The organism is Flagellimonas olearia, assembly GCF_009184425.1.
Classification (GTDB): domain Bacteria; phylum Bacteroidota; class Bacteroidia; order Flavobacteriales; family Flavobacteriaceae; genus Flagellimonas; species Flagellimonas olearia.
In genome coordinates this window covers 1,842,258-1,856,689 of the sequence record NZ_WELG01000001.1, presented here as the reverse complement: position 1 = coordinate 1,856,689, position 14,432 = coordinate 1,842,258, and the positions used below count along the sequence as shown (strand labels likewise).

Annotated in this window: 15 protein-coding genes; 3 read left to right on the top strand and 12 right to left on the bottom strand. The window is 43.6% G+C overall.

Translation table 11 applies throughout. From position 1 onward, the window contains the following. Nucleotides 1-25: 25 nt before the first annotated feature. Entirely contained in the window at nt 26-391 is a 366-nt protein-coding gene (locus F8C76_RS08180) for a DUF1801 domain-containing protein (protein WP_152131238.1), read from the top strand. Here F8C76_RS08180 and F8C76_RS08175 read toward each other — a convergent pair whose 3' ends face one another. The 6 genes from F8C76_RS08175 to kdsA form a co-directional block, all read right to left on the bottom strand. Next, entirely contained in the window at nt 392-1,963 is a 1,572-nt protein-coding gene (locus F8C76_RS08175; RefSeq protein WP_152131237.1) for a PepSY-associated TM helix domain-containing protein, read from the bottom strand. 4 nt (nt 1,964-1,967) lie between these two features. Continuing rightward, a complete protein-coding gene (locus tag F8C76_RS08170; protein WP_152131236.1) occupies nt 1,968-2,267 on the bottom strand; it encodes a hypothetical protein in 300 nt (99 codons plus the stop codon). A gap of 2 nt (nt 2,268-2,269) precedes the next feature. Continuing rightward, the gene (locus F8C76_RS08165; RefSeq protein WP_152131235.1) at nt 2,270-2,602 is read right to left on the bottom strand and encodes a hypothetical protein; all 333 of its coding nucleotides are present in this window, start codon (nt 2,600-2,602) and stop codon (nt 2,270-2,272) included. A gap of 3 nt (nt 2,603-2,605) precedes the next feature. Next, complete coding sequence (locus F8C76_RS08160) at nt 2,606-3,325, bottom strand: DUF4198 domain-containing protein (protein WP_152131234.1); 720 nt, start codon at nt 3,323-3,325, stop codon at nt 2,606-2,608. Between the two features lie 10 nt (nt 3,326-3,335). Further along, the gene (locus tag F8C76_RS08155) at nt 3,336-5,798 is read right to left on the bottom strand and encodes a TonB-dependent receptor (RefSeq protein ID WP_152131233.1); all 2,463 of its coding nucleotides are present in this window, start codon (nt 5,796-5,798) and stop codon (nt 3,336-3,338) included. 159 nt (nt 5,799-5,957) lie between these two features. Next, on the bottom strand, nt 5,958-6,776 hold the full coding sequence (gene kdsA / locus F8C76_RS08150; protein WP_152131232.1) for a 3-deoxy-8-phosphooctulonate synthase: 819 nt from the start codon (nt 6,774-6,776) through the stop codon (nt 5,958-5,960). A 70-nt stretch (nt 6,777-6,846) separates the two neighbouring features. On the opposite strand from kdsA, the gene F8C76_RS08145 reads away from it, so the two are divergent. Next, nucleotides 6,847-7,404, top strand: coding sequence for a hypothetical protein (locus F8C76_RS08145; RefSeq protein ID WP_152131231.1), 558 nt, complete (start codon nt 6,847-6,849; stop codon nt 7,402-7,404). Nucleotides 7,405-7,502: 98 nt separating this feature from the next. Continuing rightward, complete coding sequence (gene typA / locus F8C76_RS08140; RefSeq protein ID WP_152131230.1) at nt 7,503-9,302, top strand: translational GTPase TypA; 1,800 nt, start codon at nt 7,503-7,505, stop codon at nt 9,300-9,302. 95 nt (nt 9,303-9,397) lie between these two features. Here the strand turns inward: typA and ppgK are convergent, their stop codons facing one another. From ppgK to F8C76_RS08110, 6 genes are all read right to left on the bottom strand, one after another. Beyond that, nucleotides 9,398-10,156, bottom strand: coding sequence for a polyphosphate--glucose phosphotransferase (ppgK, locus tag F8C76_RS08135; RefSeq protein ID WP_129653103.1), 759 nt, complete (start codon nt 10,154-10,156; stop codon nt 9,398-9,400). A 160-nt stretch (nt 10,157-10,316) separates the two neighbouring features. After that, nucleotides 10,317-10,856 (bottom strand): pirin family protein, encoded by a 540-nt coding sequence (locus tag F8C76_RS08130; protein ID WP_152131229.1) that lies wholly within the window; start codon nt 10,854-10,856, stop codon nt 10,317-10,319. Between the two features lie 129 nt (nt 10,857-10,985). Then, nucleotides 10,986-11,762, bottom strand: coding sequence for a dioxygenase family protein (locus F8C76_RS08125; RefSeq protein WP_152131228.1), 777 nt, complete (start codon nt 11,760-11,762; stop codon nt 10,986-10,988). A gap of 105 nt (nt 11,763-11,867) precedes the next feature. Next, nucleotides 11,868-12,551, bottom strand: coding sequence for a LytR/AlgR family response regulator transcription factor (locus F8C76_RS08120; RefSeq protein WP_152131227.1), 684 nt, complete (start codon nt 12,549-12,551; stop codon nt 11,868-11,870). Further along, complete coding sequence (locus F8C76_RS08115) at nt 12,548-13,573, bottom strand: sensor histidine kinase (RefSeq protein ID WP_152131226.1); 1,026 nt, start codon at nt 13,571-13,573, stop codon at nt 12,548-12,550. The genes F8C76_RS08120 and F8C76_RS08115 overlap by 4 nt, the downstream gene beginning before the upstream one ends. Nucleotides 13,574-13,687: 114 nt before the next feature. After that, nucleotides 13,688-14,371 (bottom strand): cell division ATP-binding protein FtsE, encoded by a 684-nt coding sequence (locus F8C76_RS08110; protein ID WP_152131225.1) that lies wholly within the window; start codon nt 14,369-14,371, stop codon nt 13,688-13,690. Nucleotides 14,372-14,432 lie beyond the last annotated feature (61 nt).

Sequence of the window (14,432 nt, the reverse complement as noted above, 5' to 3'; positions counted from 1 at the left end):
TTGACAATTGGGCTATTTTTAGAATATGAATCCAGCTGAAGACTACATCATCAACCAAGAGGAACCTTTTAAAAGTATATTACTGCAACTGCAGGTTTTGGTGGAGAGTGAGGTACCTGATGTGGAACTCAAATACAAGTATCGCATTCCTTTCTACTATCTGAAGGGGAAACCATTTTGTTACCTAAATGTGTCCCCTAAAAAAGGTTATGTAGATGTAGGCTTTTGGAGTTCGGCACACCTTAGCGTTCATTTGGATAAAATGGTCACCGAGGGTAGAAAAGTAATGCGCTCACTTCGGTATCATACTCTGGAGGATCTTGATGCGGAAGTCTTTGTGGCTGTCATCAAAGATGCGGAAACCGTAAACCATAAAGGTTTTTATAAATGATCAACCTTGGGTTGGCGTCAGTTTGGCCCTTTCTGTCCTTAGTTTGAAGAAAGCGATCCAAAGGGATGCAATACCCAAAACCAGCCAAAGCAAATCCACCAAAAGGATATGTTGATATCCGTTTTGATAGGCCAGCCACATCCAATTACCGGTTGCGATTCCATTGGCAATGGGAACCAACAAGCCCAAAATTCCACCGGAGATCAAGGTCCACTTGTTGGTAAAGGCAATATCCTTTTTAAGGATAAAGAACACGCTTGCCACCAACCAAATTGGAAAATAGGTTTGGTAGAGAAAACCCATATTCACTGTGGGAGCAAACTTTACGATAATAAATTCCAAAGCGGTAACGGGCAACAAGGTAAGGCAGATGGCCATATACCAATTCGCCACTTGTTGGTTAAACTTTCGGCGTTTTTCCGGGATGCTCTTTTTGTCGCGTGCCACCAACCAAATCATAATCCCGGAGAGGATCACAAAGCATGAAACCAGTCCAAGAATAAAGGAGATCACTCGTAGGCCATAGCCTGCATAATCGCCAAAATGGAGGCGGAACATCATGTTTTTTACCCCATCCAAATAAGAAGTTTGGGTAATTGGTACTTTTTCCTGTGCAATGGAACCATCGGTAATTTTATAAATACGGTATCCCAGACCGTTCAGTTTGGTGTCATACCCAAGATATCCGCTAATGGCGGCGTGCATATTTTGGTCGCCATAGTTGAAGATATGGGTCTCCGTAACCCTAAAATCACCCCATTCTTCTTTCATTTCGGCAACATATTGGTCCAAGTTGATGGTTTGGTCCAGTCTTTCGTTCTGGAATTCGTAAACAGGGTGGTTGTATTCCAAATCTTCAAACAATTGGTTTTGATCACCATCGTAAAGTCCAGCTACGAGAGGAAGAATCAATATGCCCTTCAACAGGAAAAAGGCGCCGGTAACGGCATATACAAACTGAAATGGAAACCCTATTACCCCCAAAGCGGTATGGGCATCGGTCCACATTGCTTTTATTTTGGCCCAAGGTCTGAAGACATAAAAATTGGAAACAATCTTGTTCCAATGCACCAAGATCCCGGTAATGATCGCGAAAAGGAAAAAGAACGCCACCAATCCGGCCAAGTAACGGCCGTAGGGGTAGGGGATCTGATCGAGAAAGTGAAGTCGGTATAAGAATTCCCCCAAATGGTAATTGCTTGCGTAGCTGTCGGTCTTGGTCTTGGCCTCAGGGTCCAAATAGAAAAATACGGGTGCTTTTTCCTCTTCTGATGCCAATGAATCCTTGGAAGCCCCCAAGTTGACGGAAATGCTTCTTTCGTTGTAATAATGTCTTAATTCCACCTCCCGACCGTACAAATTGTATTCTTTGGAAAGGTCGTTAAGGTGCCCATCCAAGCTGCTGGGCAATGCATCATCCTGACTTACGGAATGTCCACGTTGCCAATTGGCAATTTCATCCCGAAAAAAGGAGAAGGATCCCGTGAAAAAAATGACGTAGAGTGCCACACTGATCACAATACCACTTACGGTATGTGTATGGAATAGAATATTGTAAATGCGGTTTCCCATGGGTTTAAACAAGTGGGTTGGTTTGTTTTCCAAAATAAAAGATGGCAAAGAGCACCAAACTTGCCAAGAGATATATGCCCCAGACCTTCCAGCCATTTTTGCCCAAAAACGCCAAGACCATCAGAACCGCCCAAAGAATGAAAGCGGAAAAGGTACTGGTAATTATTATGGCAACGTGGTTGAACCAACTGGCCAATGCCATGTGGAACATAACGGCCACCATAAGACCACCTAAAATGGCAGCGGTTATTTTGGCAAATCGTTGCGATGGCGATGGAGTCAAATATTTTTTGTTGGCGGGCATAGTTAAAACAGTAAGGTTTCAAAAAGGATAGAGCCTATAAAAAGGATACCCAAAAACGGGTAGTTCAATAATCGCAAAGGGGCCAAGAGAATCACCAAACTGGCAACGGTCATCAAGAGGATGAAAAAAGTAAAGGTGCCGGAACCAAGCCCCCATAAAAAACAGCTAAGCCCCAATGAAAAAATCATTAGGGCCAAACTGGCTGCTTGAGCTATTTTTTTGTGTTCACCTGTCCATTTCCCAATACCCAGTTCACCTATGGTGGCCATCTTTTTAGAGGTGCCATAAAGCAGATAAAAGGCCATAAAAGTGAGCAATGAAATGAGGGTCACCATAGCTTATTGTTTTATGCAATAGGTGGCGCAATGCCAAATAAACTGATAGTCTTCTCCTTTGTACGAGCCAGGTACTTCTTCTTTGGTCGTGGTCTCTACAATGTACTTGGTGTCCCAGGGCAGGGCAAAGGATACTTCACCGTTGTCATCGGTGTGCAGGGTTTTTGACCAAAGGTCCGCTACATAGACTTGCAGTTCGTTTTTGGCCAAGGGTTGGTCTTTGTACAGTACTTGGAGCTTAACCTCATTCCCGTTATTGGCCAATTGCTTTATCACGATACCATTGGGATTCGCTGTGTTGGTATCGGCATCAGCACTACCTATCTGGACCTTTGCGGTCGAGTGATAATGGGTTTTGAAGATGCCAAAATCATACTGGGTGTAATCAATGACATCAATCTCATCATTATTGAGCATTATGGTGTACACCCCATTTTCACTTGGAGTAAAATGGGCTAGGTAATGGTCTTTCTTGGGAGCGGTGTTCAGTACATTTTTTGAGCCATCGGGAGCAATTACCCAAAGGGTAAACTTTGAAACGGCCGGGAAAGCTTCCCCTTCCACTTCTTCAACGACCCCGTAGGTGTATTCCCCAAAGTGTACACGGATTTCATGGGATTGACCCAAAGTGCCTGTTCCGTTGGTCTCTATCCATAAATAATGTGCAGAGGCGGACAGTACGGGGAGGGTAACCAACAATATGGTGGCAATGAGTTTTTTCATGGTTTTTCTCTTAAAATTTATAGGTGAAGTTTGCTGAAAGACTTCTTAGATTTTGAGGGCTGATGGTGGACCAACCTTTGTAGTAGTCTTTGTTTGCAATGTTGTCCAGTTTTAAAGTAATTCTGAAGTCTTTGGCATCATAAAAGGTAGATGCATTAAGAATGGTATACTCGTCAATGGCGAACGTACCGTTGGTTCTATTGAAAATTTTATTTTCGCTGGCGTAGTTACCACCAAATCCAAGACCAAAGTTTTGCAAGGTCCCTTGTGTGAACCGATAGCTGGCCCAAACATTGGCCAGGTGCATTGGACCTGCACTCTCGGGTCTAAAACCGGTGAAACTATCTGCTCCCTCAACCAATTCGCTGTCATTGTAGCTATAACCGGCGACAATGTTCAATCCGTCAATGGGTGAGGCGATAATACTCGCTTCAAAACCTTTACTGCTTTGTTCCCCATCTTGGGTGTAGAAATAGTTGTTGGCATCGGTATCGATTCGCTGTGCCATATCGCTCACGGTAATATCGTAATAGCTCAAAGTGGCAGAAAGTTTATCGTTGAACAAATTCAACTTGGTACCCACCTCAAATTGGTTGGCGTGCTCTGGGTTCAATGCCCTTACGGATGTGTTTCCGTTTGATAGCTCGGTTACGGGAGCTACGTTGCTAAATCCGTCCATATAGTTGGCGAACAGGGAAACTTTGTTCAGAATAGGTTGGTATACCACTCCAAATTTTGGTGAGAATGCGGTCTGATTGTACCCGTCATTGGAAAAACGGTCTACACGCAAGCTGGCCATTGCAGACAATTCTGGCAAAAGGTTGATGACGTTGGAAGCGTAAGCACTAAAGATCTCTTGTTCCGCTTCACTGAATTGGGCCCCTGGATTGGCCAAGGTTGCGATTCCTGCATCGGCACCTGCCTGGGTCAATACACCCGAGTCGTACAAACCGGTTCCCATTGGAGTTCCGTAATAAGCATGTAGGGCAGGGACAACGGCTTGGAACTCATCCGGGTTTGATCCCACATAGGTGAAACCTTGGTTTCCGTAGCCTGTACTGTTGTTAATGGTTCTTGTTTTAAAATAATCCAATCCTACGACCAAGCGGTTGCGCATGGTTCCAATATTGAAATCCCCTATAAAGTTTTGTTGAATGTCAGTTCCCAAAGTCTCTGAGTTTTGGTTGCTGGTATAGCGGGCCAAAATAATGCCATCGGCTATTGGAGCACCTGAAAGACCTTCCACGGTTGAGGTTACCTCATACAAGTAGGAGTAGTAACCATCGGACTTTGCATTAGATCTTGAAACTACGGTCTGGGAGGTCCAAGAATCACTCAAAATATAGTTCATCTGACCTTGAAGGCTGTAGGTTGGTGTGTCGATGTATAAATCGTTGCTAGTGTACGAACGTTTGTAATCGTAACCCAATTCATCCAGATTGGTCACACGAAGTGGCGAACCACGATCTACGAACAACATGGTTTGATTGGTGCTTCTACCATTGTAAAACTCAGTGTTGATGTTGAACGAAAGCCTATCACTGGCCTGAAACGCCAAGGATGGCGCAAAGAAGAAAGATTTCCTGAATCCGGCATCCTGGTAGCTGTTCTGGGTGTGGTACGAAGTGTTCACACGAAGTGCAATATTGTTCTGGTTGCCCAAAGTGGTATTTACATCGGCGCTCACCCGGTTCAATCCATAACTGCCAGAAGTGTAGGAGATGTTCCCGCCAAAACCGTAGAATGGTTTTTTGGTGTTGATGTTGATCAAACCACCATAGGAAATCAAGCTACTACCATACAAAGTTCCCGAAGGGCCTTTGATGACTTCAATGGACTCGACGTTCGCAGGGTCGGGACTACCATTGGTCAAACCGGGCAATCCGTTGATCATGGTGGGCTGTACGGCAAAACCGCGTAGGGAGAAGTAGCCTGCACCGTCACTACCACGTCCCGTTGATTCCCAAAGTTTGTCAATTCCGGGTGCGTTTTTAAGGGCATCATCAAAATTGGTGACCACTTGGTCTTGCAACAATTCTGTGGAGATGGAATTGTATACCTGTGGGTTTTCAATGTCCTTTAAAGGCATCTTGGATACATAAACACTTGCTTTGCGGGCGAATGTGTTTACTTGGGTTCCTTCAACCACTACCTCGTTCAGTTGTTCTTGGCGCTCCACCAAAGTGATGGCTTGTACGTTCGTGGTTTGATTGGCGTAAACGGTCACGGTTTGGTTCTGTGTGCCATAACCTACCATGGAAAAGGTCAACGTATAGGGGCCAGGGGCAAGATCGGATATCTCATATTCCCCTGAATAATTTGTATTTGTGCCTAAACTGGTATTGGATACGGCAATATTCACGTTGCCGAGCGGGTTATTGTTTTGATCGGTTACTTTTCCTCTTAAGTTTCCGGATTGGGCTTGGGCCAAAAAAGTAGAGGCCAAAGCAATGATGAGTAGTATACGGTTCATTTTATTTATAATTGGTCTAAATAAATTTTGATTGCAAATGTATAGTCCAGCTCCTATCCGAGCAAGGAATATTTAGACTAATTAAAAATAAAGTTGTTAAATAATTGTAATCAACTGATAAACATCAGGTTGTGGTGTACGTGAGATTGAAACAGTATTCTAAAGGGAGTTAATGGTACGTCGGATAGCCGTTAAATCGGTCAGTAATTTTTCCAATAAACTTAAATCCAACATGTTTGCCCCATCACTTTTGGCATTGGCTGGATCAAAATGGGTTTCCATAAAAAGACCGTCCACACCTGCTGCAATACCGGCCCGGGCCATGGTGCCGATCAATGCAGGTCTACCTCCGGTAACCCCAGAGGACTGGTTGGGCTGTTGTAGGGAGTGGGTCACGTCCAATACCACAGGTGCGTACTGCTTCATGGTGGGGACACCCCTGAAATCAACAATCATGTCCTGATAGCCGAACATGGTACCCCTATCGGTTATTATGGCCTGTTCATTACCTGTTTCCGTGACCTTGGTCACGGCATGTTTCATGCTTTCGGGACTCATAAATTGCCCTTTTTTCAAGTTGACCACCTTCCCGGTTTCTGCAGCCGCAACCACCAAATCGGTCTGGCGTACCAAAAATGCCGGTATTTGAAGCACATCCACATACTCAGCGGCCATTGTGGCATCTGAGATTTCATGAATGTCGGTGACCGTGGGTACCTTGAAGGTCTCGGAGACTTTTCTAAGAATTTTCAATGCCTTTTCATCCCCGATCCCGGTGAAGGAATCTATGCGGCTACGGTTGGCCTTCTTGAAACTTCCTTTGAATATATAGGGAATTTGCAGTTTATCCGTGATGGCCACTGCCTTTTCCGCTATACGCATGGCCATTTCCTCGCCCTCAATGGCACAGGGACCGGCCAATAGAAAAAAGTTGTTGCTATCGGCATGTTTTATTTGGGGAATGGCATCTAGTCGCATGGGCATATATTTTCAACAAAAATACTATTTTGAAAAAGTAAATGTTATAAGAATACCAAATTAACCTACCATGCGTCGTTTTCTTTTTATGGTATTCTTGTTTTCCAGTATTTCTTCCTTTGCCCAATACGGTATGAATTGTGAGATACGGCAGATCAAGATCAATGTTTTTAACCCAGGGGTGGAGTACGAAATGGGTCTGGGAGTGAACAGCACCTTGGATGTACGGGTAGCTTGGCAGATGGCCTTGGAACCTGCCAGTGAGGCACCTATGGAAAATCTTGATTTTTTCCCGGCCATCACGGTCCAAAACCGATATTATCATAATTTCAATGGAAGGGAGCGTAGAAGAAAACCCATTTATGGAAACTCAGGGAATTACTTGGCTCCTTCGGTAGCGATTTTTTCGCCCGGGAGTCGTGTGGTGGAGAATAGGATTGTGGATGGTGTTCATGGCTATGGAGGTCTGGTATATGGCGTGCAGCGCAGCTATGATTCCGGAATAAGTTTCTCCATTGATGCCGGAGCCGGGTACTATGTAGGACCTTTTAAAGGGGGCATTTATCCGGTGGTAAATTTGAGTTTGGGCTGGATTGTAAGCGAAAAAAGATGGTGTGTGGGGCGTTAACTTCAGAACTTGCACAAAATCAATAAGATAAAAATAACATTTTAGCGTATTGACAAGTGGAAAATAGCAGTATCTTTGCGGCCTTAAAAAAATAGGTTATGTCCAAAATCAAGAATATTGCAATCATTGCCCACGTAGACCACGGCAAGACCACTTTGGTTGATAAAATTATGTACCACTGTCAGTTGTTCCGGGATAACGAGAACAAGGGCGATTTAATTTTGGACAACAATGACCTGGAGCGGGAGCGTGGAATCACCATCGTTTCCAAGAACGTTTCCGTTCAATACAAAGACACCAAAATCAACATCATAGATACTCCTGGGCACGCCGATTTCGGTGGGGAGGTGGAACGAGTACTCAATATGGCCGATGGGGTATTGTTGTTGGTGGATGCCTTTGAAGGCCCTATGCCACAGACCCGTTTTGTATTGCAAAAGGCCATTGACCTTGGATTGAAACCCTGCGTGGTGGTCAACAAGGTGGATAAGGAAAACTGTACGCCCGAAGAGGTGCATGAAAAGGTTTTTGACCTTATGTTTGAGTTGGGTGCAGAAGAATGGCAATTGGATTTCCCAGTGGTGTATGGTTCTGCCAAGAACAACTGGATGAGTACCGATTGGCAAAAGCCTACAGAGAATATTGAGCCACTTTTGGACATGGTGGTGGAACATATCCCAGAATTTAAACCAGAGCAAGGCTCCACGCAATTGTTGATCACCTCTTTGGATTTTTCATCCTTTACCGGACGAATAGCCATTGGTAGATTGCAGCGAGGTACGTTAAAGGAAGGACAACAGATTTCCTTGGTGAAGCGGGATGGAAGTATTGTAAAGACCCGTATCAAGGAGTTGTTCACTTTTGAAGGTCTGGGCAGACAAAAAGTTTCCGAAGTGACCGCAGGTGATATTTGTGCCATTGTTGGTATGGAAGGTTTTGAAATAGGGGATACCGTGGCGGATTTCGAGAACCCTGAAAAGTTGAAGACCATTGCCATTGATGAACCTACCATGAGTATGTTGTTCACCATCAATGACAGTCCATTTTTTGGAAAAGATGGAAAGTTTGTTACTTCAAGACACATCAAGGAAAGATTGGAAAAGGAGTTGGAGAAGAACTTGGCCCTAAGGGTACAAGAGACCAACAGTGCCGATAAATTCATGGTATTTGGTCGTGGGGTATTGCACCTTTCCGTATTGATCGAGACCATGCGTAGGGAAGGATACGAACTTCAGATTGGACAGCCGCAAGTAATCATCAAGGAAGTGGATGGGGTAAAATGTGAACCCATGGAGCACCTTACCATAGATTTGCCGGAAGAGGTTTCCGGAAAGGCCGTGGAAATGGTTTCCATTAGAAAAGGGGAAATGATCAGCATGGAAGCCAAAGGCTCCCGAATGATCTGCGAGTTCATGATTCCTTCAAGAGGGATTATTGGATTGCGAAACCAATTATTGACCGCCACTGCGGGTGAGGCCATCATGGCCCACCGATTTAAGGAATACCAACCCTTGAAAGGGGATATTGCACAGCGATTGAACGGTTCCTTGATTTCCATGGAAAATGGAACTGCTATTCCTTATTCCATTGATAAATTGCAGGAAAGAGGTAAGTTTTTTATTGACCCGGGAGAGGAAATCTACGAAGGTCAGGTAATCGGTGAAAACTCTAGGGGAGACGATATGACCATCAACGTGACCAAGACCAAGAAACTTTCCAATGTTCGTTCCGCAGGTGCGGACGACAAGGCCAAAATTGTACCGGCCATCAAGTTTTCATTGGAAGAAGCCTTGGAATACATTCAAAAAGATGAGTATGTGGAAGTAACCCCCAACCATATCAGACTCCGAAAAATCTATTTAAAGGAAGTAGATCGCAAGCGAAACAAGATAGGGTAAAAAGTCAATAGGACTTTAGGGACACTTGTTTGGCATTATGGATTGAGCTGTCATTGACAGCGGTGTGGTACGAGAACTTGTTTTGGTGATAAAAATCAATGCAAGTGTCCGTGATGTTGCTCGCGCAAACATCCTACGGCAGCCCCAATGATTCCGGCATGGTTCATAAGTTCCGCTTTCACTACTTTGGTTTCAACATCAATCAAGTGTTTAAACTGGTCCCAGTCTTTTGAGGTACCTCCGCCAACAATGATCAAGTCGGGATTTACGATCAATTCCACCAAATTCAGGAATTTGTTGAAACGCTTGCCCCACTTTTTGTAGCTGAGCCCTTCACGCTCCTTGGCAGAGGCTGCGGCCCACTTTTCAATCTTCTTGTATTTTTTATAGGGAATCTGCCCCAATTCAAAATTGGGAAGTAGGACACCATTGTAGAAAGCTCCACTGCCCAATCCGGTACCAATGGTTATCATGATCACAAGGCCATCCTGTCCCTTTCCGGCGCCGTAGTTCATGGAAGCATAACCAGCAGCATCGGCATCGTTCAAAACCGTGACCTCATGTCCAGTGGCTTCGGTGAACAGTTCATCAATATTGACCCCTACCCAACTTGGGTCCAAATTACCGGGAGATATGCAGACCCCATTTTTTACTATGGTAGGAAAGCCACAGCCCACAGGGCCACTGTAGTTGAAGTGTTCCACAATTTCAGCTACGACTTTGGCCATTTCCTTTGGTTTTCTGGACTTTGGAGTGGGAATACGGTGTCTTTCGGTCAACATTTCGCCAGTTTCTGCATTCACCAAGGCTCCTTTAATGCCTGATCCACCGATATCAATACCAAGAATTTCCATAAATGGGAGGAATTTTTGTTTGAGCAAAGAAACAAAAAAGTTTTTGGGAATGATAATAATGTATTTTGAAGACCATATGGTTTTTAAAACAAAAAGACCAGAACAGTTACTTTTGGTAAGAGTCTGGCCTTTAAGATCAAAAAACAAAACCAAGTCAACATCAATTATTTTCTTCCAGTATCAGAACAATGGCATTTTCTGAAAGTGCCTCTAGCTCCAATAGCCTTGTTTGGCTTAATATTAAACTATCCCGAGATTCCAACAACCGATTTTGAACCTCAAAAGCACCGTTGATCACAAAGGTCAAAAGGGTGTTTTTTTGTTCAGAGGTGGTAAAGAAACCTTCCCTTCTTCCATCAAAGACCCCAAAAAGTATATTCACATGCTTTTTCCCATAAACGATGTTCAGTTGGTTGTGGGAATAGGTGTCAAAAATTATTTTTTCCGGGACCAAGTCCATTTTCACCCAAATCTGAAGATAGTTGACCAACGCATCTTCATTTTTGTTGGTAATGCGGAAGGTATTTCCTTTTTTAAGGTTAATGATTTGCAATTCCTCTGGAAATACACACACTTCATTTGCGCTATTGGAACCATATGTAATGCTACCTACCAAGGGAATCAAAATAAGGGAAATGTCTTCCTCGGCAGTAAAGGATTTGAATGCTCTTGGAGCCAAGGTCTCATCGGAAAGCCGCACAACTTTTTTAAGTTTTTTATTATTTTGTAGTGGTACGGATAGGCATCTGTATTGTTCCGATTGATCACATGCTCTTTTGTGGCCTAAAAATAGTTGGGCAGGGTGTTGGACAATCATCTTTAAAATGGTTTAGGCCCTAACATATATGTCATGGGTGAGTGTAAATCCTTCAGAAACACTGCCCCCTACGCTGGCCAATTCTTCATCTACGCCATTGCTAAAAACGTTGTCTTGGGAATGGTAGGTGTACCCGCTCATACCTTTGGTATAGCCATATTCGGTGGCCGCATTTACACGTACCACTGCACTGTTCTCCCCTTCGGGGAAGGCAATCTGGGTAACCAATAGTGAGTTGCCATCCGCATCATAGATATGAACGTGTATGTGCGTTGACCGTCCGTTATACCATCCCGGAAAGATGGTGGCAAATTCTACGGTTCCACTGGAATTGCTTACCTGTCTGCCACGTAAAAAGCTGGTATTGGTATAGTTGGTGGGCTGCATGCCACTGCCCCCATATTCCGAATAATTTCCATCCTTGTCGCAATGCCATACATCCACTAGGGCGCCTTCGAGTGCGTTGCAGCTATCATTGACGTTGCGGATGGTGATGTTCATGTCCAAATCAATCCCAGTACGGTCCCCAACAATGTCCACACGTTCCAAATCCTCTGGGTCGTGGGTTGGAAATGGTCCTTCAGTCTCGCTTGGAGTTACCTCGCAGTCTCCAGAGGTGGTGTCATCGGTGGTAGACCCCGTATCACTTTCTGAAGTGGTATCAGTGCTTGATTCATCATCTATGTAAAGCGAGTCTTCATTGTCTTTTGAACAGGAGGTCAAAAGTGATAAACTGGTCACGGATAAACCGGCCAACCCCATGCCCTTTAGAAATTCCTTTCGTTTCATATCACAATAGTTTAATGATTATGGGGTAAATCTATATAGGCATCAAAGCTGATGGTAATTATTGCGGTCAATGTCTAAAAAGGTGAGGTAAAAAGAGTAGGGTTGTTAAAGGTTTTCTAAAATATTGGCTTTGTACGACTTACCCAACGGAATGGCGAATTCACCAATTTTGGCCACATCTTTATAGATACCATTGATTTTTTTTGTTGGCACAATGAAGGAGCGATGTGCTCTTAGAAACATCGGCTTGGGGAGTTTTTCATAGATGTCCTTCATGGTGGACCTGGCCACAATTTTGGTGTTGTCCTCCAAAATAATCTTCACATAATCATCAAAAGCCTCTATCAGTATAATGTCTTCAAGGGAAATATGGTGTAGTTTATAGTCCGCACGGATAGACAGGTGGGTTTGAACGTTGGGGTTGGCCCGTTCCAGATCAAGCTGTCTTTTGGTTTTTTCCACGGCGGTCTGAAAGCGTTGGAATGAAAATGGCTTTAACAGATAATCTGTGGCGTTTACATTGAAACCTTCCAAGGCGTAATGATCATAAGCAGTGGCAAATATTACCTTGGTTTGCTGTTTCAAGGATTTGTAAAGTTCCAGTCCATTGAGTCCAGGCATTCTAATGTCCAGAAAGAGTAGGTCCACATCAAATTTGTTGAGATAGCGAATGGCTTTGCCTTGTTCGGTAAAAGTGTGTGCCAGATCCAAATATTCGATTTGGTCACAGTAGGCTTGGATGATTTCCAGAGCCAATACTTCATCGTCCAATGCCACGGCTTTTATCATGAAAGGTCGATTAACAGATTCACCATATAAAAATTGTCTCTTTGGTCTATGTGCAACTGGTATTTTTCGGGGTAAAAGTAATCCAGTCGCTTCTTGGTGTTTTTGTTTCCTTCCGTGGTTGGTTCCATAAAACTGGTGTTCTTTACAGTGATTTTATTCTCAACAATAAGCTCAACACTATGGGATTCGATATGGATAAAAATACGGATGTTTGAAAGTTCGTCCGGGTTTACACCATATTTGAACGCATTTTCCACATAGTTGATCAATATGATGGGAGCGATTTTTTGCCCAATGGGGTTTCCTTGTATCTCATAGACCAAATTGGTATGGTTCCCCATTCGAAGCTTCTGTAAGTCAATGTAATCCGTTATGTACTGGATTTCTCGTTCCAAGGATACTTTTTCAGTATGACTTTCCGTGACCACGTAGCGCATCATTTCCGATAGTTTTAATACTGCCCATGGCGCTTCATCCGATTTCTTTAAGGTAAGGGCATAAACACTGTTCAGGGTATTGAACAAAAAGTGGGGATTGATTTGGGCTTTTAGATAGTTCACCTCGGCTTTCAATTTCTCATTTTGAATGGTATTGAGCCTATGGTCCAATCGAAGCAAGATTGAAAGGAAGGCGATCATGGAAAACTGGATAATGAAGGTGTCCCTGAAACCAAAAAGATCAATGGGAGCGGTCTTATGCGGTGGATTATTGTGAAAAGGGAGGGCAGATGGAGGTTTTGGGCTGTTTATGATCAGATCGGGGATATAGGAAACAACCAAAAAGCAAGCCAGCAAAAGAGCGGCATAGATCCATCTTTTTTTCTTTGAATAAAATTTGGGGATCAAAACATGGTAGTTCAGATAGAAGAAGGCAAATAGAAGGGAGTATGCCAAAACACTGCGTTGAAAACCAGGTGCCTTGGCCATATTCTGGAATGAGCCAAAGTCAGGGGAGGTCAGTATGGGAACACTGAGCAATCCCATGCCAATTAAGAGGTTGATCCAAAGGTTACGATTTTTCAAATCTTTACGTTTAGGTTGATCATTAAACCTAGTCCAATGAGAATCAAAGATTAAAAAAATGAGGCGAATACCTTCTAGTGCAAGGTTAATTTCATTTTTGGGTCCTCAAAGAACTCAAACCGCCTTCTGTACGACTTCAAAAACCTTGCTTCCGTCACATTTCAAGGTTTTATGTGGGTATTTCAAGATCAATGCGTAGTCATGGGTGGCCATGATTATGGTGCGACCATTCTGGTTGATTTCCTGAAGCACTTTCATGACCTCCACGCTGGTCTGTGGGTCAAGGTTTCCCGTGGGCTCGTCTGCCAAGATAAGCTCCGGATCGTTCAAAAGGGCACGGGCAATGGCAATACGTTGCTGTTCCCCGCCGGAAAGTTCATGGGGATATTTGAATCCTTTGGACTTCATGCCCACCTTGTCCAGAACCTCTTCGATTTTGGCATTCATTTTTGACGGGTCTGTCCAACCAGTGGCTTTGAGCACAAAAAGAAGGTTGTTGTTCACGTTGCGATCGGGGAGCAATTTAAAATCCTGAAAAACGATACCTAGTTTTCTGCGCAGGTAAGGAATATTTTTTTCTTCAAGTTTTCTAAGGTCAAAATCCGCCACTTGTCCATTGCCTTGCTTTAGGGGAATATCGGCATAAAGGGTTTTCATAAAACTACTTTTACCACTGCCGGTTTTTCCGATGACATATACAAACTCACCTTTTTTTACTTCAAGATCAATGTTCTGCAGTACAAGGTTTTCATTTTGGAATACGGCTACGTCCTCTAATTTTACGATGGTTTCAGGCATAATATCTCTTCAGGAAACAATACAAAAGTATTTGAATTTACCGTAATAGTATCAAAATAAA

What these genes read in the sequence shown, in the direction of transcription:
- F8C76_RS08175 (WP_152131237.1), bottom strand. Translation starts at nt 1,963, where the DNA reads ATGGGAAACCGCATTTACAATATTCTATTCCATACACATACCGTAAGT.
- kdsA (WP_152131232.1), bottom strand. Translation starts at nt 6,776, where the DNA reads ATGCGACTAGATGCCATTCCCCAAATAAAACATGCCGATAGCAACAAC.
- F8C76_RS08155 (WP_152131233.1), bottom strand. Translation starts at nt 5,798, where the DNA reads ATGAACCGTATACTACTCATCATTGCTTTGGCCTCTACTTTTTTGGCC.
- F8C76_RS08120 (WP_152131227.1), bottom strand. Translation starts at nt 12,551, where the DNA reads ATGATAAAAGCCGTGGCATTGGACGATGAAGTATTGGCTCTGGAAATC.
- ppgK (WP_129653103.1), bottom strand. Translation starts at nt 10,156, where the DNA reads ATGGAAATTCTTGGTATTGATATCGGTGGATCAGGCATTAAAGGAGCC.
- F8C76_RS08125 (WP_152131228.1), bottom strand. Translation starts at nt 11,762, where the DNA reads ATGAAACGAAAGGAATTTCTAAAGGGCATGGGGTTGGCCGGTTTATCC.
- F8C76_RS08170 (WP_152131236.1), bottom strand. Translation starts at nt 2,267, where the DNA reads ATGCCCGCCAACAAAAAATATTTGACTCCATCGCCATCGCAACGATTT.
- F8C76_RS08180 (WP_152131238.1), top strand. Translation starts at nt 26, where the DNA reads ATGAATCCAGCTGAAGACTACATCATCAACCAAGAGGAACCTTTTAAA.
- typA (WP_152131230.1), top strand. Translation starts at nt 7,503, where the DNA reads ATGTCCAAAATCAAGAATATTGCAATCATTGCCCACGTAGACCACGGC.
- F8C76_RS08110 (WP_152131225.1), bottom strand. Translation starts at nt 14,371, where the DNA reads ATGCCTGAAACCATCGTAAAATTAGAGGACGTAGCCGTATTCCAAAAT.
- F8C76_RS08165 (WP_152131235.1), bottom strand. Translation starts at nt 2,602, where the DNA reads ATGGTGACCCTCATTTCATTGCTCACTTTTATGGCCTTTTATCTGCTT.
- F8C76_RS08145 (WP_152131231.1), top strand. Translation starts at nt 6,847, where the DNA reads ATGCGTCGTTTTCTTTTTATGGTATTCTTGTTTTCCAGTATTTCTTCC.
- F8C76_RS08160 (WP_152131234.1), bottom strand. Translation starts at nt 3,325, where the DNA reads ATGAAAAAACTCATTGCCACCATATTGTTGGTTACCCTCCCCGTACTG.